Source organism: Mucilaginibacter sp., from assembly GCF_025359345.1.
GTDB lineage: Bacteria > Bacteroidota > Bacteroidia > Sphingobacteriales > Sphingobacteriaceae > Mucilaginibacter.
This window is the reverse complement of the sequence record NZ_JANYGQ010000017.1, coordinates 269254-288948: the sequence shown is the minus strand read 5'-3', so window position 1 is coordinate 288948 and position 19695 is coordinate 269254. Positions and strand designations below refer to the sequence as shown.

Below are 19695 nucleotides of genomic sequence, written 5' to 3'. Positions count from 1 at the left end.
CAAGCATTGGTAACTGGGTTAATTAAAACTACATTATGAAACTAAAAAATTGGCAATTGGCGTTAGCATTGGGACTGGGCGCAGCGGCCGTTGCGTTAAAGCTCAGCTCGTGCGTTTCTATCCCCAAAGGGACAAAAGCAGTAAAACCATTTTATAAAGACAAATACCTGGGTAAATGGTATGAAATAGCCCGGCTTGATTTTAAGTATGAAAAGAACCTCAACAACGTAACGGCCACTTATACGCTGAGAGGCGACGGATTAATCAGGGTTGATAACCGGGGCTACGATTTTGTAAATAACAAATGGAAACAAAGCGTTGGTAAAGCAAAATTTGTCGGCGATCCAAACACCGGCCGCCTGCAGGTATCCTTTTTCGGGCCGTTTTATGCCGGGTATAATGTGATAGCCATTGATGATAATTATAAATATGCTTTAATAGCCGGCAATAACCTTAACTATTTGTGGATCTTATCCCGCGAAAAAACTATTCCCGAAGCTATCAAAAGCGATTATCTTGAAAAAGCCAAAAGCATTGGTTATGACGTTAGCAAACTGGTTTGGGACCAGCACGACAGGTAAAGCAAATCTAATTCCGCGTCCCCATCACTATAAATCCCTGGAAACAGGAAAAGAATTGACCGGCAGCGTCGGCCCTTTCTAACTCAGCCCACCAGCCGTTAACTTCATCGTTGGTAAAAACGTTGTGATCCACGCCGGTAGATATTATGCCGCCTATAATGCGCTTAGTAAGCTCGAGGTTGTGCATGTAGCCATGTGGCCTTATTTGTATATCCTTAAAGCCGGAGTCCTTAAAATGGCAAAACAGCTCGGCGCCGATGCGGCCTGATGGAAAGCTGTCGCTTATAAACTCAACTATACGGCGGGTTAGCTCTTTATCGGGGTGAGGCAATACCAGCGCATCCCAGTCAACATCAAAAATAAGCAACTTGCCGCCGGGCTTTAACAGCCGCGTGTATTCGACAAACACTTCTTCGATATTTTTAAGATACATCAGCACACGCTCGGTGCGGATTATATCAAACGAATCCTTTGCAAAGGGCTGTCGGGCCGCAGGGGCAACTAAAACCTGCAGGGGTAAGTCTGTCATTGCATGCCGGTGTTGGGCCATTGTTATCATCGCGGTGCTGATATCGGTGCCGGTAACGCTGCCCGTTTTGCCGGTAAGTTTAGCCATAGCAAATGCCTGGTCGCCAATGCCGCAGCCCACGTCAAGCACGTGCTGGCCGGGTTGTATGTTAAGCCAAGCCAGTTGTTTTGCAAAACCTTCCTGTACAGTTTCGCAGCGGTGCACGTCTTCCAGGAACTTTATCAGGAAGTCTGTTTGCGACTGATCTACATGCTGGAAGCTTTCGGTTATGTCCTGATTTTGCATTGGGTCGGTAAAATTGGAGAAATTATTGATCAATCAGACTCGTCAACTATTAAAACAAGGTTCCATTGGCCAGCCTTCTTTACAAAAGTAAAATTTTCTTCAAAGCCATTATCCTGCAGTTGAAAAAGTACGTCGACTTTTACAGGGCTCAAAACAGTTTTTTTGACAATTCTTTTTGCTCCGTTTACTGTAAATAAATTGATGTAAGGCAAGCTGCCTGCAGGAATTAAGTTTGTCGAGTCGATGTCGCCTTCGCCGGCGGTAAGTTTAATTTTAAGCGGGAACCGGATGCGAGATTTTTGAAAAACAGAATCAGTTTTAAACCTGCTAAAAAAAACATCAAAATTCTCATCCGCATTTTTTTGCGAAGTTTTGGGGGCGGATGCTGAATTTGCACCGCCGCTGTTTAAGTTGCAGCTAAGGCATAGGATACACAACAATAAAATTGTTGGTGCGTATTTAATACGGGCCATAGCAGTAAAGCTACGGAACCCGTGGTAAACCCGCAACAGCGGTCGTTAAAATGCCTCGGGCCCGTGGCTGCCACCAAAAGGATACCTGTTAACACGGCCATGCGAATGGTCGCAAAATGAATGGTGGTGATGAACAACTTGAACGGTAATTTGACGGGGCAAAGGTTCGGACTTATTAGTCTCAGTCTTACCAGGCTGATTAACTAAGGTAGCTTTTTTCTTCATAAGAAACTCCTTTATTAATGGTTAGCAATTGGTTGTACCAAGTTAACTAATAAAGGGAGGAATTCAAAGGAATTTGAAATAAAAATTTGATGGGGCACCTTAGCTGACAATAACCCCTGATTAATTAAAAGTAAACCCAAATTGCACGTTTAGCCCAATTGAATACGGATCGGCGTTGCCGAAACGGTTTGGCAGCGACAGGGCCACAAAGTAATTTACATCCTTTGAGCGTGCGTAAACCTTGTTAAATACCGGCGTAAAACCATACCGGCCTGATGTTTCAAAAGCCAGCCGTGTGATAATGGTAAACCCGTGTTCGAAGCGGAACATGGTGCCCGGGTCGAACAACAGGTTGCTCATTTTGCTGGTTCCGCCTGATGATTTTATAGTTGGCGTGAACTCGTAGCTAAAGCCAAATTTGGCGCTGTACAACACGTTAACGCCTACCGGGAAACCGATGCTGGCGGTATGATGATCGAAATTGGGGGTGAATTTACCATCAGCATGGGTAACTATCGGTACTATAAAACTCAAATAGCCCACCACTTTGGGGTACTCCGGTTTCTCTTTTATTTTTTGATAGGTGGCACCCTGTACTTTAATGGTATCAGGCGGGGTCTGGGCTTTTGTCAGCTGCGGCGCCAATGAGGCCGAAAGAAATACAAACGCTAACAGCGCATTAATTTTGAAATACTTTAGAACGTTTTTTTTAAGCGAGGGTAAGTTGGTTTGCATAGTATAATAGGTTTTGGGTTGACAGGGTTAAATTTCCAGTATAGGATTCGTTATACTTTTAAAAATATAATGATAGGAAAAAAGAAGGCCCAATCAAAATATGGTCGGCAAATAAATTATATTTTAAAAAGAGGTAAAGCCGTTTATAAATGCCTGACTATATTTATACCTTAACAGTTGAAAACAAAACCAGGCCAATGGAGCAGATATTTACACTAAACGGGCGGATATGGGTTGAAACAGCCGGCGAGAAAATCCTGGGCCATGGCCGTATCGAGCTGCTGGAGCGGATAAATCAATCCGGCTCTATCAGGCAGGCAGCGCTGCAGATGAAAATGAGTTACAAACAGGCGTGGGACCTTATTAACCACATGAACACCCACTTTAAATCACCATTGGTAACCAGCCATCGTGGCGGCAAAGGCGGCGGCAACGCAACGCTTACTGCCGAAGGGTTGAGGATAATAGCGGAGTTTCACCGGCTACAGGATAAATTCAAGGTTTTTTTGAAAGAGAACAGTGTGGGGATGGGGTTTTAAATTACGCGCCGTCCAATGTTATTTAACAAATAAAATGACACATAACACTACGGCAAAGGGCACACCTAAAATAATAGCCAGCACGAAATACGATTCCCGCCGGTTAAAATTAAGCGACCACCCCCAACCATTGGTCCGTGGCAGAAAGATTGGCTCTTTATTTTCGGGTGACGGTTGTTGGTTGGTGTATTCTTCGTTTGGGGTTTGCATGGTGGTTGTGGTTATTCAAATATAAGGTTTATAAGTACCGTTTTTGCGGTGCGCTAATGATTTTGAAATCTTTAAACTGGAGCAAAAAAATAACGGGCACAATAAAAAATACTTAGACTTTATTATCCGTTAAATACCTTGTCGCAATGAAAAAATCAACACTTGTTACATTATTTTTAGTTTGTGTTACAACTACTGTGCTATCACAAAGCAATGCTAATAATATATGGCGCCTAACTATTGCCGATAGCCTTACCTTAAAAGGTATTGAGCGCGCAACAGTTTCCGGCATTAATACCGGTAGCTATATCACAGGTGCTGATGGGGTAATTAATATTGATAAAAACAACATCGGTGGTAAAAGCATAACGGTTTCGTGCGTTGGCTATAAAACCCTTTATTATAAACCGGGCGGCAAATACCCGGATACATTGATGCTCAGTGCTATTACCACCGCACTGCACGAAGTAACCATAAATTCGAAGCCTAAAGGCACCCCCTTCGGCAATATTAACCTGCAGGCAACCGGCGGATACTTGTTTGCTACCAACGAAGAGATTGCCGAATACATACCCAATAACGATAAACTTACCGGCACTGTTACCGCAGTTGAATATGTATTGCTCAACAACCATAAGGGCATTGAAAGGGCGTTTAGGGTGACCCTATATTCGAAGGTAAAAGACAGCATGGAGCCTGGCGAACCGCTGATTAAGGACACCCTTATTGTATACAATCAAAAAAAGCTGCCGGTATTCAGGGTGGATATTTCGAAATATAATATCCAACTACCCGAAGACGGCCTTTTTATCGGTATTGAAACACTTTCGCGGGAACGCTATGGCACCGAAACTGTAAACGACCATGGCAGCCTTTATCCCCGCGTCCCCGGAATTAAGGGCGTTTTTAAGGGCGGCAACTTTCGTTACGACGACATCCCACGCAATGGCGTTAAATATGCCGTTTACCGGAGCGCCCTGAATGTAATGGAGTGGTCGGTTTTTGAAGACGGGACAAACTTTGCTATCGGGGCTGTTATTAACTGATCGGCTGGGTAAAACCTCTTGGGGGAAATCCACAAATCATTCCTGCACATCCTGAACCCATCATTCAAAAATCTTATATTTACCCCATGCCATTCACCTTTGCACATCCTGCTATTGTTTTGCCTTTTGGCAAGATTTTTAAAAACGGGCTCTCGGCTACGGGGCTGGTTATTGGCAGCATGGTGCCCGATTTTGAGTATTTCGGGCGGATGCGTATTGTTAGGGTCTATAGCCATACCTGGCAGGGGTTGGTTTGGTTTGATGTGCCGCTGGCCTTTATGCTGGTAATTTTGTACGAAATTTTTATCAAGGAAAAGCTGATAACCCACCTGCCTGGCGGACTTAACCGCCGCTTTTACTGGGCCAGGCAGCACGTTACTTTTTATACCGTTGGGTATTTCCTGGCTATCCTGGTTTCAGTTGCGCTGGGGGCGGCATCGCATATTGTGTGGGATGGTTTTAGTCACCCCAATGGTATGTATGTGCACCAGTGGCCGGTTTTGCAGCGGGTGTTTAACATATATGGCTACCATTTATTCGGGTTTACCATATTACAGCATGGCAGCACTGCGCTCGGGCTTTTGTTTATCGCTATTGTATGCTTAACCCTGCCTAAAGGCGAACTTACAAGCGCAAAAAGTATATCGGCTTTTTGGCTGCAACTAATATTGGTTACAGCGGTAACCGTTGCTGTCCGCCTGGCCACTGGACTGCCGCTGCATCAGTATGGCAATTTAATCGTTACCGTTATTGATGGCGGGTTGCTGGGGCTGGTGGTTGCATCTTTGTTGAGTGAGTAGTTGAATGTGGAGTTAAGTAGTAAGTGGCAGTTTCGATTAGCTGTGTTGAGTAGAAGTGATGAGTGGCAGTTATATGCTTCAAAAAGGTTGTTCTCATCCGCACTTCTGCATATTCGCACATCTGCACATCAAATCCTACAATCCAATAAATCCTATAAATCTTAGTTTATATTTGCACATCGGCACATTCGCACATCAACCCCATGCTACAAATACAAGAAAACGTATCGCTTAAAAATTTTAACACTTTCGGCGTTGATGCCAAAGCCAGGTATTTTGTGGAGATTAACCGCAATGACCACCTTGTTGAGTTGTTTATGGATCCGCAGTGGAAGCAGATGCCTCACCTGGTTTTGGGCGGCGGCAGCAACATGCTGTTACTGAAGGATTATGAGGGGCTGGTTATTCGGATAAATATCCGCGGCATTGAGCACAGGATCAGCCATAACGATGTGTTTGTTGAGGCCGGCGGCGGAGAGGTTTGGAACGACCTGGTGAACTTTTGCGTGGCACGCGGCTATGCAGGGATGGAGAATTTGAGTTTAATACCGGGCTCGGTGGGTGCATCGCCTATACAGAACATCGGTGCCTATGGGGTCGAGCTGAAAGACGTATTCCAAAGCTGCAACGCCTTTGAGCTGGCAACAGGCACCTTTAAAACTTTTACCAAATCCGATTGTAAATTCGGCTATCGCGAAAGCATATTTAAAAGCGAACTGCAGGGAGAGTATATTATAGTGTCGGTAAAATTCCATTTGTCGCTAGTGCCCAATTTTAATTTAAAATACGGTGCCATTGAGCAGGAACTGCAAAACCGCGGAATAACGGAGCCAACATTAAAAGATGTATCGCAGGTAGTGTCGCATATCCGGGTATCCAAACTTCCCGATCCTTCGACCATTGGCAATGCGGGCAGTTTTTTTAAAAATCCCATCATCAGCGCCGAACTATTTGCACAGGTGCATGCCAAATTCCCGGAAGTGGTGAACTACCCCGGCGGCGATGGACTGGTAAAGCTGGCTGCTGGCTGGCTGATTGAACAGTGCGGATGGAAGGGAAAAGTAGTTGGCCACACAGGTACGTGGAAAAACCAAGCGCTGGTACTGGTGAACCATGGTGGCGCAACGGGCGAAGAAGTGTACAGTTTTTCGTCGCAAATCATAGACAGTGTGTACACTAAATTTGGCGTTTTGTTACAACGCGAGGTGAATATTATTAGTTAAATAATTTTATTAGAAATAAAATACACCTTTAAAAACCGCTGGGAAATATAACATTCCTGTTACCTAAACTCGCTACTCCTTAGAGAAATAGTGTCATAGAATTGTCCGCAATACTACTGTTTACCAACGATTTAAATATATCAATAGTGTAACATATACACACTTTAAAATTCCAAATAATTACTTGTTGTACATTAAAGTCGTCATAGCAGGCAAAGCGTAAGTGGCACTATGCTTGCCTAAGTATAGTTACAAAACTTTAACAAGTATGACAAAGATTGAGTTTAACACCCTAGTACTACGTCAGGCAACCTCATTAAGGTCTTATGCCCTCCATTTTACCCATGACGCAGATGATGCTAACGACCTTGTTCAGGATACAATGTTGAAGGCCATAACTTATTATAATAAGTTTAAAGAAGGAACAAATTTGAAAGGGTGGTTATACACAATTATGAAGAACACCTTCATTAATAACTATCGCCGTTTTATAAAAATGAACACTTTTGTAACCAAAAGTGACGAAATAAGCTCTCCAAACCTGGTGTTCAGCTCGACCAAAAATCAGGGCGAAGCCAAGTTTGTGATGGACGACCTGAAAAAAGCATTAGACAGGTTGCCTGCTGATTATTACGTGCCCTTCACCATGTATTTCGAGGGCCACAAGTACCACGAAATTGCCGACCATTTAGAAATACCTATCGGCACCGTTAAAACACGTATACACGTTGCACGCAAGCTGCTAAAGAAAAGCCTTAAAGCTTATGATAACGGCGTAGCAAAACCTGTGTACGCCGAAAATTAAAAATTCATTTCAGTTACATCTATCTATATAAAACAAAAAGCCCGGATTTTTTCCGGGCTTTTTAGTTGTCTGAACCGGGATTTGTCCGATTTGGGGATTTATTGGATATTGTAATACAGCCATTGTTTAAAAACGCATAGATTTGCGTGTAATATGGCAGAACTTGCTACCTACACAAAATCGCAACTCGCTTTACGCAACGGGCAGGACAAACCTGAGGTATGGATAGCCTATAAGGGAATTATTTACGATGTATCGCGCAGTCGCCTTTGGCGCAACGGCAAACACTACGAACACTGGGCCGGCCAGGACCTTACCGCCGAACTTGGCGACGCACCGCACGATGAGTGGGTGTTTCAGAATTTAGATGTGGTGGGGAAGCTGGGCTGAAGACAGAAGCCGGAGGTCAGATCTCTGATTTCAGACCTCCGATTTCAGACCTCCTATAATATCTCAAACTTCGACAGGCTCACAAATTCCTGTACCCTTGCAGCAATTTCTTCCTGGGTTAAGTTAAGAATTTTTTCGGTACCGAATTTTTCAACGCAGAATGACGCCAGTGCCGATCCAAAGATGATCGCATTTTTCATGTTGTTAAAATTAACCGAACCAACCTTTGCCATATAGCCTACAAAACCGCCGGCAAAGGTATCCCCGGCGCCCGTAGGATCAAATACTTCGGCTAGCGGCAATGCAGGTGCCGAAAATATTTTGCCATCGCCAAACAGCAGCGCACCATGTTCGCCTTTTTTTATAATGAGATATTTGGGACCCATGGTTAATATCTTGTTGGCAGCTTTTACCAGTGAGTATTCGCCTGATAGCTGACGCGCCTCGGCATCGTTAATGGTTAGCACGTCTATCATTTTAATAGTATCCAGCAGGTCGTCAAGCATAATGTCCATCCAAAAGTTCATGGTGTCAAGCACAATCAGCTTAGGGCGGTTTTTAAGGCGCTTAATAACGGTTTGCTGTACCTGCGGCGTAAGGTTACCCAGCATCAGGTATTCGCAGTCCTGGTAGTTTTCGGGAATGATGGGATCAAAATCAGCAAGCACGTTCAACTCGGTAACAAGGGTATCGCGGCTGTTCATGTCGTTATGATACTTACCGCTCCAAAAAAATGATTTTTCACCCTTTTTTATCTGCAGGCCTTCGGTATCAATGCTGTGCTTGTTAAAATCCTTTATAAATGGTTCGGGGAAGTCGTCGCCCACAACGGCAACAATTTTTACCTTGTCGTAAAAATAGGAAGCTGCAAGACTTGCAAAGGTGGCAGCGCCGCCCACAATTTTATCCGTTTTGCCAAAAGGCGTTTCAATAGCATCAAATGCAACGGTACCAATAACCAGTAAACTCATGTAGTAGTAATTAAAAATTTTGCAAATATTATGAAATTAAGCCATAGTAGCCTTATTTACGCCGGCACAAAAACATTTAAAGCGCTATTAATGAGCCATTAATTTTGCACAGGCTTAATTTTTTAATTTTTTTTAAAAGAGTTGTTGCGTAATTAAGTCAGAAATCATACTTTTGCACACTCCAAACCGGAAATGTACTCCTGAATAGCTCAGCCGGTTAGAGCATCTGACTGTTAATCAGAGGGTCGCTGGTTCGAGTCCAGCTTCAGGAGCAGAAGCCTCACAGAAATGTGGGGCTTTTTTATTTAACGAATTTTACAGGCAAAGTATCATAGCTATAGTGAAAACACGACCAAAGGCAAAGAACACGGCTTAAAAACGTTAAATTTTAATTAGCATCTCATAGAACTTTTTCACAGCGTTCTTTTCATAGGCTTCTCTGAGAGAAATAATCATAATGGTTCGCCTCATGTTTTTTCCATCAATGGGAATAGCCACTACATCGGGGTCGTTTACACTGGTATCACTCAATATGGTATGCCAATGCCCTGTTTTTACAATTTCAAATAGCGTAGGTATGTCGTTTATTTCCATACAAATATTCGGGGTCAGCTTTTTTTGACTAAATGACTCCTCGATAAACTGTATAGTACTGTAACCACTGAATGGTAAGGCCAATGGCAACTCAGCCACTTCATTAAGTGATATATTGTTCTTTTGGGCCAGCGATGATTTTTTAGCAGTTACCAATACCATATTTGATTTTAACAGGGTTTGATACTTCAGCTGAGCATCTTTGGGTTCTTCATTGAATGTCAAAATAAAGTCGAATTGATGCAAATTAAGTTTTTCGAGAAGGTCCTTTGTGGTGCCAAATACAACCTGGATTTTGACATTGGGATACCGGTTTGCAAACTGTATCAATGTTTTGGCAAATAGAATACGCATGGAGTAAATTACACCAATAGTTATTTTTCCCGTATTCAAATTTTTCAGATCTTGTAAAAGCAATAATCCTTCATCAGCTTTGTTTATGCTCTGCAAAGCATATTCACTAAACAGGCTACCAGCTTCGGTAACTGTAATTCTTTTTCCAATACGGTTAAACAATGGAACATTTAATTCATTTTCCAGCTGCTTTATTTGTTGTGATAAAGTACTTTGACTGATATTTAAGGCTCTTGCGGCTTCTGTAAAATTCAATAACTCATTGGCTTTCAAAAAATATTTAAGCTGTCTTAATTCCATATTCCTAAATCGGTTTTTTCGATTGATCTAATAGAAAAATAACGTTTTGCAAATAAAGGCAATATGTTAATATTTGTGTAATAATACTCAAATTGAACATTTTACCAGATAAATAAACTAATTATGAAATTAAAACTAATGGTATCGGTTTTCCTTTTGTCTGCTTGTTTTACTGCATTTAGTCAGGAAAAGCAGAACATGGCTGTTGTTGAAAAAGGCTTAACTAAAGTATCCATCATGTACCCTTATGCCGACGGTAAAACCTTTAATATGGAGTATTATGAAACTAAGCACATGCCTATGGTAGCGACATTTTTAGGATCAAATTTGGTTAAATACACCATTGAAAAAGGGCTTGCCAGTGGTATTCCTAACCAACCACTACCTTTTATGGCTATCGGTACATTTTATGTAAAAAGCCTGGTCGAATATCAGGCGGCTATCGGGCCGCATAGAGACGCCATTCGTGCGGATTTTTCAAATTACACCAATATCAGTCCCGTCATTTTGGTGAGCGAGGTAGTAAAGTAACCATAACGACATAAAAATCAGTTCGAAAAACACACAGCCTGTGGTGCAAAACAAAAAGCCCTCAGCGCAAATTCAGAGAGCTTTTTGTTTTTATTTATCTATCAAGGCAAGCTTTATTTTGCTAAAATACGCACTCAAAAATCTATACTCACCACAATTTAACCTGCCCGTTATTGATTTCCGCCCGGTTTATTCCCGGTTTCTTTTCCTTTTGTGTCGTCGTTCTCAATGCCGTGTGCATTTTTCTTAATATCCCCTTTCAACCTGCCAAACCGGTAGTTAAAACGCAGGGCAAACGAGCGGTTGTAAGTTTGGGTGTAGGTTGTCTGGTAAAAATCAGCAGAGCGGATATCAGTCCTAAGGGTGTAAAATTTCGAGTATGGGTTGTTGGCCGCCAGCCCGATAGTTAGCTTTTTGTTAAGAAAGTCTTTTGTGAACAGGTATTGATTAAATATATTATCAGCGGTACGCCCCTGCAGGTTCACATTGCCGCTGAAATAGCCAGCGTTGAACGAAAGTGCAAACCCGCTGGCGCCAAATCTGTACCGCATGCTGCCAAATCCGCTGCCGGTAATCCCATCGTTTTTGTACACCACGCCATTAAATCTGCCGCTTAGCCTTACGTAATTCAATTGCCCGTTGAGGCTCAGGGTAAAATTTTTGGTAATGCTAAGGTTGGTGTTTATGTTTAGTCCCAGGGTTTTATTTGTTCCTAAGTTCTGGAACGTAGTATAAGTAACCGTATCAGGTTTGTTATTTATGTTTTCTACGTGCAGGCTCGATACGTTCTGGATTGAATTATTGGAGAACGCATAACTAAGATCGATATTGATGGAACCTCTCGAAAAGTTGCTATAGCTGAGATCGAAAGTATTATCCAACTCTGGTTTCAGCGCGGGATTACCGGTGGTGATGAACGCCGGGTTAGAGCGGTCGAGAAAGGGGTTGAGCTGGAATATACCCGGCCGCTGTATGCGCTGGGTAAATCCAAGGTTTAAACTGCTGGCGGCAAAACTTCGCTGTATTGAAACCGACGGGATCAGGTTATTGTAGCTTGGTGCAGTAGTAACTCCCGCCGAAACAAAATCGGCGCTTATAGCAGTGCGCTCCAGCCGTAAACCTGCTTTTCCTGTCCACTTCTCCATTTTTAGCTGGTACGAATTATACAGGCTGTAAATATCCTGGTGATAATTAAAATTATCGGTTAATTGGCTATTGGTAATAAACTGTTGGGTGGCAGTGTCCCGGTCATCAACATGAAAACTGCTGTAATTACTGCGCAGTATCATTTTCGCCCCGGTCTCTATTTCTATTTGTTTGGTAAGCGGCCCGGCATAGTCTATTTGAACGGTGTGATCCCTGTTGCCGGCGTTATTGTATTGATGATAGTCAGGAAACAGCGATTCCGGGTAATTGAATCGCTGGCTGAACATATTGTCGTTGAATTGTGTGTTCGGCGCGTAGCTGTATTTATACGAAAATGTTAGCAGGCGGTCTTTTGATCTTTTAAAACCGAGCTGGTAGTTTACAGCAAGATCGAGGCCTAATGTGCTGGTACGGCCTGTATTTTGCCAGTTATAGGTTTGTTTGGGCTCACCAAGGCTGTCGGTGGCCGAAAGCTGGCGGTTATCCAAATGAAGGTTCTCCCCAAAAACATTAACCGAGGCTGTAACCAGGTTCAGGGTATCGATCTCGTAACTCAGTTCGGCCCCGCCATAGTGAAAGTTCCCATTTTGAAATGTTGTACCTGATTGCGAAATAGTGGTCTGCGTGGCAAAAATATTTTCTGTGCTTCCCAGTAAAGTGGGCTTATTGCCCCCGCTGCCACTAAAACTTCTGCCCACGCCTCCGAAAGCAGCCATCCCAAATTTACCTTGTTTAAATGTCCCGTTCAGGTTAACGCCGGGTCCGAACGTTGAATTGAACCTTGTAAACATGCCTACATTGTAGCCCTGGTCAACGCTTCTTTTCGTAATGATATTAATTATGCCTGCCAAACCCTCCGCATCGTATTTGGCAGGTGGGGTAGTAATCACCTCTATCTTATCTATATTAACCGCAGGCATAGATTTGAGTATATCGGATGGGTTTTTACTCATCAGCGCTGATTCTTTTCCGTTGATCAGTATTTTATAATTGCCGCTGCCCTTTAGCCGGATATTGTCGTTAGCATCAACAGACAGTAACGGCACCTTCCGCATCATATCCAATACAGTCTGCTGTTTACTGTCAGGATCGGCCTGGATGTCGTAGGTAATCCGGTCCACTTCCTGTTTCATCAGTGGCCGCGCCGCAGTGATGGACACTTCCTTAAGCTGCCCGTTTGAGGGCGACAATAATAATTTCCCAAGGTTGATATCTGATGCACCGCCATTTACCGAAACCACTTTAGTATTGTATCCTACAAAAACAAGTACCAGTTGATAGGGTTTGCCGGCCGGCGCCTTTAGCGAAAAGCTGCCGTCATCTTTGGTCAGGCTGCCTTTAACAGCGGCATGTGTTTGCGGGTTCTGCAAAACCACGGTGACAAAACCTACCGGTTGATTATGGGCAGAGTCTGATACCGAGCCGCCTATAGTAATTGTTGGTTGCTGGAGATTTTGTCCCAAAGCCGGGAGCGCACACAGCAAACAAAACAATGCACCGAGAAACAATAGTAATTCAGTGTTGAAGGAATGCGTTTTATTCCCCGGAATTATTAAAAACGCTGGCCAGGTAGTCATTTGAGAGGGTTTGATTGATTATCTATGTTCTCTCCAAAGTTATCGCTATAACTTATAGCGAAGTTCACCCCAAAAGGGTGAAATTAACTGGCGCACAGTGGTATAATCAATTATTTTTTAGGTGGGAGATAGGGGTTTTGTTACAACAAGGTCGCTGGTAACTAAAAAAACAGATGGTATCGGAATAACCGATCCATTTTTGTCCGCTCACCCGGCAATCTTTAGCCATCCTGTAATGCTCATTCTTGGCAAATGGGTTATCAGTACCTCGTGTTCCAGTTCGTTGCTTTTAAAAAACACGCTTTTACCAGCATTGGGCGAAATGTCACGGAAACTACTACGCTGGTAAATGCGTAATTCTCCGCCGTCAACCTCGCTGTTTAAGTACATGATCATCGAAAATGCCCGGGTGCCATTTTGCTTAAAATTATCTAAATGGCGTTTGTAAAAAGCACCTTTTTCGTAAAGGGTGTAGTGGAATTCATAGCCTGTGATTCCTGCATAGCAAGTCCGGTTCAGGTGGCTCACAAAGTTATCCATCAGGTCAAAAAAAATATTTTCATGTACGTCGTTGTGAGTCCTGTCTAACCAGTAAATTTTATCGCTTCTTACCAGTTTATCATGGTTTACCAGCTTATTGTTTCCTGTGCCAGCTGAGAGGAGTAAATCGGCAGCATAAAGCGCTGTTATATTATCAGCCAAGTGGGCTGATAAGGCTATACTAAGAAAATTGCTGACTGTACCCACGTTAGTAGCCAGGTAGCTGTCGATGAGTTCGTCGAATATGATTTCCATACCGTTGTAAGGTACGCTAATTATCGACCATTAATACTATAGGGTCGATAAGTGCACGAGACTCTTCTACGGGATAGTGCGCGTTACGCTTTTTGCTGCGCAGCTATTTTCTTTATTTCGACTTTGGCCAGGCCAAACCATTTGCTGTTGCTGCGTTTTTCCATCTGGCTAAGGTGCTGTTCTTCATTCAGCATGTCACTAAAAATTGTCCAGGCATCGGCTTCGCGGTCGTTACGCATCAAAAACAGGCCGTATTGATAACGTTGCTCGAAATATGAGTAGCGGCCTTTCATCGCCTTAAATTCGTTTTCGGCCTCGTCAACTTGTCCCAGCTCTTCAAGCGACATGGCATAAGCCAAGTGTGCCTTAGAGCGGGCAAACTGCGGTATTTTGTACAGCTTTTTAGCTATTGGGATAACTTCTTCATACTGCTGCAGTTCGTAATAAGCGATCATCAAATGCATTAAACCATGCTCATTTTCGGCAAAGGCGCCAGTGAGGCTGGTTTTATAAAGGTCGGCTGCTTTTTCGGTTTGGCCTGCCGCAAGGTAGGCGTCTGCCAGTTTCATCCGGTTGGCAAACGTATCGGTAAAGTTTACCTCGTCTTCCAGTTTTTTGATATTGCCCCCGGGGTTTATTACTGCACCTAAATTAATTTTAGGCGCATTGAAACGTCGATTTGAAAGAATCTCCTGATAGATATAAATCAAACTGCCCAATACCGGCAAAACTATAATTATCCAAAGCCACCGGCCTTGAGTACCGCGGCGCAGGCAGTGTATGGCGCAGAAAATCTGCAGACCGATAATTAGGTAATAATAAGAGCCGCCGCCGTAAAACATGGGGGTAATAGTTTGATTGTGATTATCAAAAATAAAAAATTTGGCGATATTTTGTAATGAAAATCAATTTATACCTTTAGCAAACTAAATCACTGTTTCGCAATCGACTTTTCAATTATGGAAGAATCGGAAAATAAGTTCCTCCTAAAAGCAATTTACAGATACCTCTTTCATCTGGCCGTATTTATCGTTTTTGCTTTTCTATCACCGCGACTATACTTCGATTTTCAAAACTTAGCTATAAAGGTTCTGTCGGCTATTAATTATAGCGGTAACATCAAAACATCGCCTGAATGGCTGGTACTTATTTTAACGGTAACGCTGGTATGTTACCGGGAAGATTATCTACTTATAAAAAAAGCGAAACTAAACGAGTATTATATTTTGCCACTTTTGGGTTCAGATGTTATTTGCTTGATTATTGCAACGCTTGTAATGATAATTTACAACAACATTATCCACCCAAAAACAGAGGATATTAATTCTTTAAATAATCCGTTAATTGCTGCGGGATTGATAATGGTTAAGAATTGGGTAGTTGAGTTTATTCTCAAAAAACGAAGTATTGCGACGATTAAATTTGCTGCTTAATTCAATCTTAAAATCCGTTAAGCCTTTAATTTTAGTTGAATCGGTGAAATCCTAACTGCAAATTTTCTCAAACGGCACACCGTACACCTCGCCCATCGATTTTTCGTACTCGGCGGCGAAATCATTATAAATTTTGTGTGCGTAGTCAATGCCTTTGGTTCGACGCAGGGCTTTCAGCTTGTACATTATAGCCACATCATTAAATGGGTCGATATTTAAAATTACGCGGGCGACCTCGATTGTTTTGCGGTAATCAGCTGCCTCGTAAATCCGCTTTACTTCCGGTTGTATTTCGGGCATCAGGGCTTCTTCATAAGCCAGCCTAATACCATCCAGCCAGGTTTCAGGGATGTGTTGCAGCAAGCCACCGCGGGCAATAAGGTCAAAATGGGTCAGTATAGTTTCATCAGCAGGCTTGGCCTGGGTGCGCAGTTCGTTTATACCGCCCATCACCAAAAAATAATCGCAAAACAGCTCATCGCTTAATTTAAAACAATAGGTATCGTTTAAAAAGGTAAGCTCCATACCTTCAATATCAGCCAGAATACCACGCAGGTGGTTTATGGTAACGTTTTTTATATTTTTTGTTTTGGCAACATCCTTATCGGGCCATAACGTGGTTGATATTTTTTTAGATACCACGCCAGTCTCGTCCTTACTGTGCAGCAATACCAATATAAAAAGCTGCTTTATTTTAGGGCTAAACATGTAGGTTATGTCCCGGCTGTTTTTATCGTACACGGTAAACTCGCCCAATAAATAAATGGCATTGGCGCGTTTTTCATCTTCTTTACGGTGTATAGCGATAACGGCAGGGTCGCTGTCAATATCAACGGGTACCGCCGTACTCTTAGCTTCTTTTCGTTGTTTTAAATAAAAGATTATACCTATGACTACTCCGATAAATAGAATAATTGTCCACCAAGACGTAACCAATCTAAAGCTAAAACCGCCCGCAACCGGATTTTCCTGCTGCGATGCCAAGTAATCTTTCTCCGTAACCGGCGGCGAGGCCAGCGAGTAAACCCGCACTGTCGAATAATCGGGCGAGGTAAACTCCTGTATGGCACAATAAAAAGTTTCCTGCTGGTGGTTATAAAAAAGGTTAATGTCGGTTTCAATCTTTTCGCCCTTGGCTGGTATACTTCCGCTAACAGCCTCGTATGCCCCATCCTTTATCGAAAACCTGTACAGCCTTAAGCTGGTTTTCGGTTTATCATGCGCGTAGCAAATGGCATAGAAATACTTTTTGTCGCTACTGACGATGAGGTTATTCGCTGCCACAAAATCTTCGGCAGGCGGCTTTATTTCCCAGCATTTTTTGATGGTATGGGTGCTTAGGTTAACACTATACAGATCGTAAAAATGCATACCGCCAACCACCTGGTTACCGCTTTGGTTACCATAGCCGCCAAAAATGTAAACGTTGTTGTTTTCATCCGCCTGGCTATAACCCGAAAAAAAACGGGGCATAATTTTATCGCCGGTAAACTGCACTTTGTCCCAGGTATCGGCTTGCCTGTTGTACACGAAAAAATCCTTGTAATATGAGTACGAGCCATAACCGCCAAACAAAAATATACTGTCCTGCGCCTTATTATAAAAAATATTGTGGTGGTGCCGCTGTTCTTTAATAGTCCCAAAACCGGTTATATCCCATTTCAGGGTATTCAAATCGAGCGAAGCAATGCTTGGGCTGGGCTTCGGAGCTTTTAAGGTTTCGTACGAGTAGAGCTTATTTTCGCGGGTATTGATTATGCTTTTGCCCAAATGCAGGGGCACCGGGCATTTATTTTGATAAGTCTGGCCCGCTAGGTTGTTGCGCTGCACATCATAACTTATCAGCGAGTCGCTTTTAAACATGATCAATTTTTGTGCAGCTTCATTAAAGTTTGCGCCTGCAACTTCGCTAAAACTGCGGGTAAACCTTGGCGCCCAAAAGTACGATTCGTTAATCAGCCACACCGGGTTGTCAACAACGCCAAGGTTATCGCCATCGCCGCTGTATACGTTTTTGCCGCTCCACTCATTCAGGGGGAACGAATAGTTTTTGTTGCCGTCGCCGATTGTTAAATTCCTGATGGCCATTTTGGGCACGTCAAAATAGTGTTCGTTTTTCCCGAAATATATTTCAGGCGCAATAGTATTACTGAAACCAAAATCGTTTGCGCGGTACCATTTGCCATTTATCAATATGCCTACTGTATTTCCTTTTAGGTCAATATCTATTTTCACCGGCATCCAGCTCCGTTTTTTCAACTGCCCCCTGGTGAGCGGAATTTTTATTTTATTAGCCTTGCTGTCGATGTTAAAATTCAAAAAGGGCGATCCGTCATATATTGAGCTCAGGCTATAAGAGTTGTTTTTAGCATCGGTAATGTCGAGGATATACCCCAGGTGCTCGTTATCCCATAATGAAAGGTCGAAATTGATATAAAGGTGTCCTGAAAACGTGGGTTGCTCAGTTTTAAAAACCGAATACGAGGTACGTTTGGCCAGCAGGCTGTCGTTTGAATTGAACTGCAAACCCTGGCCTTTGCCTTTAACTGCGGCCAACAGTATGATAAAAGCAAATACAATTTTATATACATGAAAATGCAGTACAAAAATTTTATTCTTTCTTATCATTTAGCAATATAGGGTTAGCAAAAATTATAAAGGTAGCCTGTTTAAATAGCACAGCTAAATTAGAAATTTTTAGCTTGTTACACTAAGGTAAATACGGAACACAAACAGGTGGATTTATTGTTTGTTTTGTAAAGGATTTGTAATAGAGATGCGGGGTTATCCGTTGCCCGGTTATTAGCACCGGGTTGCACCCGGGCGCTACGGAACAATAGTTCTAAAAGTAAGATTTATCCTTGGCCGCACCACCTTCTTCGATTTTGGTAAACTGTGCAACCAATTGGTTTGGGTGGCATCCTTCATCACCAGCAGGCTGCCGCTTTCCAGTATTACCGATACCGTTTCTTTGCCTTTTTTATGTTTAAGGCTAAACTTTCTTTCGGCGCCAAAACTGAGCGACACGATGGTGGTGTTTTTGCCAAGCGACGACTCATCATCGCTATGCCAGGCCATGCCTTCATCGCCATTGTGGTACAGGTTGAGCAGGCATGAGTTAAAGGTCGTGCCGGTCAAGGTCTCAACCATTTGTTTTAACTCGAGCAGTTCTGGTGTCCAGGCAAGGGCTTTTTTAGTGGTGTTTGAGTAGGTGTACAAATACCCTTCATCGCCATACCAGGCCGCTTTGCGCTTGGTGATAATATGTTTGCCGAAAATTACAGCTTCATCATTTTTCCATTGTATCGTTTCCATTAACACGTTGTGGTAATTTGCCGCGGCACCGGGCTTCATAATTTTGCCGTGATAAATTACCGTCCCGCCAAATGGCAGCAGGTTTTCAGTTTGGCCTGTGCTAAATAAGTCCATGTAAATTAACTTAAAGCATCATGAAAAATCACACCTGCTGTGTAACGCGCCCCGCTGTGCAGCTGGCTAACTCCATGTTTCATATTAACCCGGTAGTAGCCTTTTGTGCCTTTCACCGGGCGGAAATTTGTTGTAAACACCAACACATCGCCCTTGCGTGGCTTTAGCACGATGGCCTTTGACTGCGCCCTCGGTATCTGTTCTGTCAGCACAAACTCGCCGCCGGTATAATCGTTATCCGGCTCAGTTAAAAATAGCACCATTTGCATGGGAAAGTACACATCGCCATATAAATCCTGGTGCAGGGTATTAAAGCCACCCGGGCCATATTTTAAAATCAAAGCGGTTGGTTTCGTTTGGTTATTAGCGTGGCAAAGCTGTTGCAATTCGGCAAACGTAGCCGGGAAGATGGTTTGAATATTAAGTGCTTTCATCCAATTATTTGCGATCGGTGCCAGCCTCGGGTAAACATGCTCTCTTAACTGCTGAATTAACGGCGGCAAAGGATAGGCAAAATACCGGTATTCGCCCAGGCCGTAGCGGTAGCGTTCCATCACCACCGTTTTGCGGTATGCCTCCGAATTACTGTAATTGCTAATCAACTCGCTGCAATCTTCGTCGCTAATTAAGTTGGGTATGATAGCGTAACCGTTGTCGTTCATGTTTTCGGTTACGTTTTGCCAGTCTATTTTTTCTATGGATGTTGTTATGTCGGTCATGTATT

At 43.0% G+C, this 19695-nt stretch carries 22 protein-coding genes and 1 tRNA gene; 10 read left to right on the top strand and 13 right to left on the bottom strand.

The genetic code is table 11. The annotated features are described in order from the left end of the window. The first annotated feature begins 35 nt into the window (after nucleotides 1–35). Nucleotides 36–581 (top strand): lipocalin family protein, encoded by a 546-nt coding sequence (locus Q0R52_RS10490; protein WP_295794606.1) that lies wholly within the window; start codon nucleotides 36–38, stop codon nucleotides 579–581. 7 nt (nucleotides 582–588) lie between these two features. Here Q0R52_RS10490 and Q0R52_RS10485 read toward each other — a convergent pair whose 3' ends face one another. The 4 genes from Q0R52_RS10485 to Q0R52_RS10470 form a co-directional block, all read right to left on the bottom strand. Continuing rightward, complete coding sequence (locus tag Q0R52_RS10485; RefSeq protein WP_295794605.1) at nucleotides 589–1395, bottom strand: methyltransferase domain-containing protein; 807 nt, start codon at nucleotides 1393–1395, stop codon at nucleotides 589–591. A 29-nt stretch (nucleotides 1396–1424) separates the two neighbouring features. Continuing rightward, entirely contained in the window at nucleotides 1425–1868 is a 444-nt protein-coding gene (locus Q0R52_RS10480; RefSeq protein WP_295794604.1) for a DUF4348 domain-containing protein, read from the bottom strand. A 45-nt stretch (nucleotides 1869–1913) separates the two neighbouring features. Beyond that, nucleotides 1914–2093, bottom strand: coding sequence for a hypothetical protein (locus Q0R52_RS10475; RefSeq protein ID WP_252792055.1), 180 nt, complete (start codon nucleotides 2091–2093; stop codon nucleotides 1914–1916). A gap of 120 nt (nucleotides 2094–2213) precedes the next feature. Beyond that, entirely contained in the window at nucleotides 2214–2828 is a 615-nt protein-coding gene (locus Q0R52_RS10470) for a hypothetical protein (protein ID WP_295794603.1), read from the bottom strand. Nucleotides 2829–2977: 149 nt separating this feature from the next. Between Q0R52_RS10470 and Q0R52_RS10465 the strand changes: the two genes are divergently transcribed. Then, entirely contained in the window at nucleotides 2978–3367 is a 390-nt protein-coding gene (locus tag Q0R52_RS10465; protein WP_295794602.1) for a winged helix-turn-helix domain-containing protein, read from the top strand. A gap of 18 nt (nucleotides 3368–3385) precedes the next feature. On the opposite strand, the gene Q0R52_RS10460 is transcribed toward Q0R52_RS10465, so the two are convergent. Beyond that, nucleotides 3386–3577, bottom strand: a complete 192-nt coding sequence (locus tag Q0R52_RS10460) for a hypothetical protein (protein WP_252792058.1) — start codon at nucleotides 3575–3577, stop codon at nucleotides 3386–3388. Between the two features lie 146 nt (nucleotides 3578–3723). On the opposite strand from Q0R52_RS10460, the gene Q0R52_RS10455 reads away from it, so the two are divergent. The 5 genes from Q0R52_RS10455 to Q0R52_RS10435 all read left to right on the top strand — a co-directional run bounded on the left by Q0R52_RS10455 (nucleotide 3724) and on the right by Q0R52_RS10435 (nucleotide 7841). Continuing rightward, nucleotides 3724–4623 carry a hypothetical protein gene (locus Q0R52_RS10455; protein ID WP_295794600.1) on the top strand — a complete coding sequence of 300 codons (900 nt, stop codon included), beginning with the start codon at nucleotides 3724–3726 and terminating at the stop codon, nucleotides 4621–4623. Nucleotides 4624–4709: 86 nt separating this feature from the next. Then, the gene (locus Q0R52_RS10450) at nucleotides 4710–5423 is read left to right on the top strand and encodes a DUF4184 family protein (RefSeq protein ID WP_295794598.1); all 714 of its coding nucleotides are present in this window, start codon (nucleotides 4710–4712) and stop codon (nucleotides 5421–5423) included. A 203-nt stretch (nucleotides 5424–5626) separates the two neighbouring features. Then, entirely contained in the window at nucleotides 5627–6646 is a 1020-nt protein-coding gene (gene murB / locus Q0R52_RS10445; protein ID WP_295794596.1) for a UDP-N-acetylmuramate dehydrogenase, read from the top strand. 268 nt (nucleotides 6647–6914) lie between these two features. Next, on the top strand, nucleotides 6915–7451 hold the full coding sequence (locus Q0R52_RS10440) for a sigma-70 family RNA polymerase sigma factor (RefSeq protein ID WP_295794593.1): 537 nt from the start codon (nucleotides 6915–6917) through the stop codon (nucleotides 7449–7451). A 153-nt stretch (nucleotides 7452–7604) separates the two neighbouring features. Continuing rightward, on the top strand, nucleotides 7605–7841 hold the full coding sequence (locus Q0R52_RS10435) for a cytochrome b5 domain-containing protein (RefSeq protein ID WP_252792063.1): 237 nt from the start codon (nucleotides 7605–7607) through the stop codon (nucleotides 7839–7841). Nucleotides 7842–7894: 53 nt separating this feature from the next. Here Q0R52_RS10435 and Q0R52_RS10430 read toward each other — a convergent pair whose 3' ends face one another. Next, a complete protein-coding gene (locus tag Q0R52_RS10430) occupies nucleotides 7895–8812 on the bottom strand; it encodes a PfkB family carbohydrate kinase (RefSeq protein ID WP_295794591.1) in 918 nt (305 codons plus the stop codon). A 198-nt stretch (nucleotides 8813–9010) separates the two neighbouring features. On the opposite strand from Q0R52_RS10430, the gene Q0R52_RS10425 reads away from it, so the two are divergent. Continuing rightward, nucleotides 9011–9084, top strand: a tRNA-Asn gene (locus Q0R52_RS10425). Between the two features lie 109 nt (nucleotides 9085–9193). On the opposite strand, the gene Q0R52_RS10420 is transcribed toward Q0R52_RS10425, so the two are convergent. Further along, a complete protein-coding gene (locus Q0R52_RS10420) occupies nucleotides 9194–10060 on the bottom strand; it encodes a LysR family transcriptional regulator (protein WP_295794589.1) in 867 nt (288 codons plus the stop codon). A gap of 123 nt (nucleotides 10061–10183) precedes the next feature. Here Q0R52_RS10420 and Q0R52_RS10415 point away from each other — a divergent pair, with 123 nt between their 5' ends. Then, entirely contained in the window at nucleotides 10184–10591 is a 408-nt protein-coding gene (locus tag Q0R52_RS10415; protein ID WP_295794588.1) for an EthD family reductase, read from the top strand. Nucleotides 10592–10761: 170 nt separating this feature from the next. Here the strand turns inward: Q0R52_RS10415 and Q0R52_RS10410 are convergent, their stop codons facing one another. The 3 genes from Q0R52_RS10410 to Q0R52_RS10400 form a co-directional block, all read right to left on the bottom strand. Continuing rightward, the gene (locus Q0R52_RS10410; protein WP_295794586.1) at nucleotides 10762–13314 is read right to left on the bottom strand and encodes a TonB-dependent receptor; all 2553 of its coding nucleotides are present in this window, start codon (nucleotides 13312–13314) and stop codon (nucleotides 10762–10764) included. A gap of 207 nt (nucleotides 13315–13521) precedes the next feature. After that, nucleotides 13522–14109 carry a 2OG-Fe(II) oxygenase gene (locus Q0R52_RS10405; protein ID WP_295794584.1) on the bottom strand — a complete coding sequence of 196 codons (588 nt, stop codon included), beginning with the start codon at nucleotides 14107–14109 and terminating at the stop codon, nucleotides 13522–13524. A gap of 83 nt (nucleotides 14110–14192) precedes the next feature. Beyond that, nucleotides 14193–14951, bottom strand: coding sequence for a PLDc N-terminal domain-containing protein (locus tag Q0R52_RS10400; RefSeq protein WP_295794580.1), 759 nt, complete (start codon nucleotides 14949–14951; stop codon nucleotides 14193–14195). Between the two features lie 117 nt (nucleotides 14952–15068). Between Q0R52_RS10400 and Q0R52_RS10395 the strand changes: the two genes are divergently transcribed. Beyond that, a complete protein-coding gene (locus Q0R52_RS10395; RefSeq protein WP_295794578.1) occupies nucleotides 15069–15542 on the top strand; it encodes a hypothetical protein in 474 nt (157 codons plus the stop codon). Between the two features lie 51 nt (nucleotides 15543–15593). Here Q0R52_RS10395 and Q0R52_RS10390 read toward each other — a convergent pair whose 3' ends face one another. From Q0R52_RS10390 to Q0R52_RS10380, 3 genes are all read right to left on the bottom strand, one after another. Next, entirely contained in the window at nucleotides 15594–18170 is a 2577-nt protein-coding gene (locus tag Q0R52_RS10390; protein ID WP_295794575.1) for a kelch repeat-containing protein, read from the bottom strand. Between the two features lie 198 nt (nucleotides 18171–18368). Then, nucleotides 18369–18971, bottom strand: coding sequence for an alpha-ketoglutarate-dependent dioxygenase AlkB (locus tag Q0R52_RS10385; RefSeq protein WP_295794574.1), 603 nt, complete (start codon nucleotides 18969–18971; stop codon nucleotides 18369–18371). Nucleotides 18972–18976: 5 nt separating this feature from the next. Then, nucleotides 18977–19690 (bottom strand): 2OG-Fe(II) oxygenase, encoded by a 714-nt coding sequence (locus Q0R52_RS10380; protein ID WP_295794572.1) that lies wholly within the window; start codon nucleotides 19688–19690, stop codon nucleotides 18977–18979. Between the last annotated feature and the right edge of the window lie 5 nt (nucleotides 19691–19695).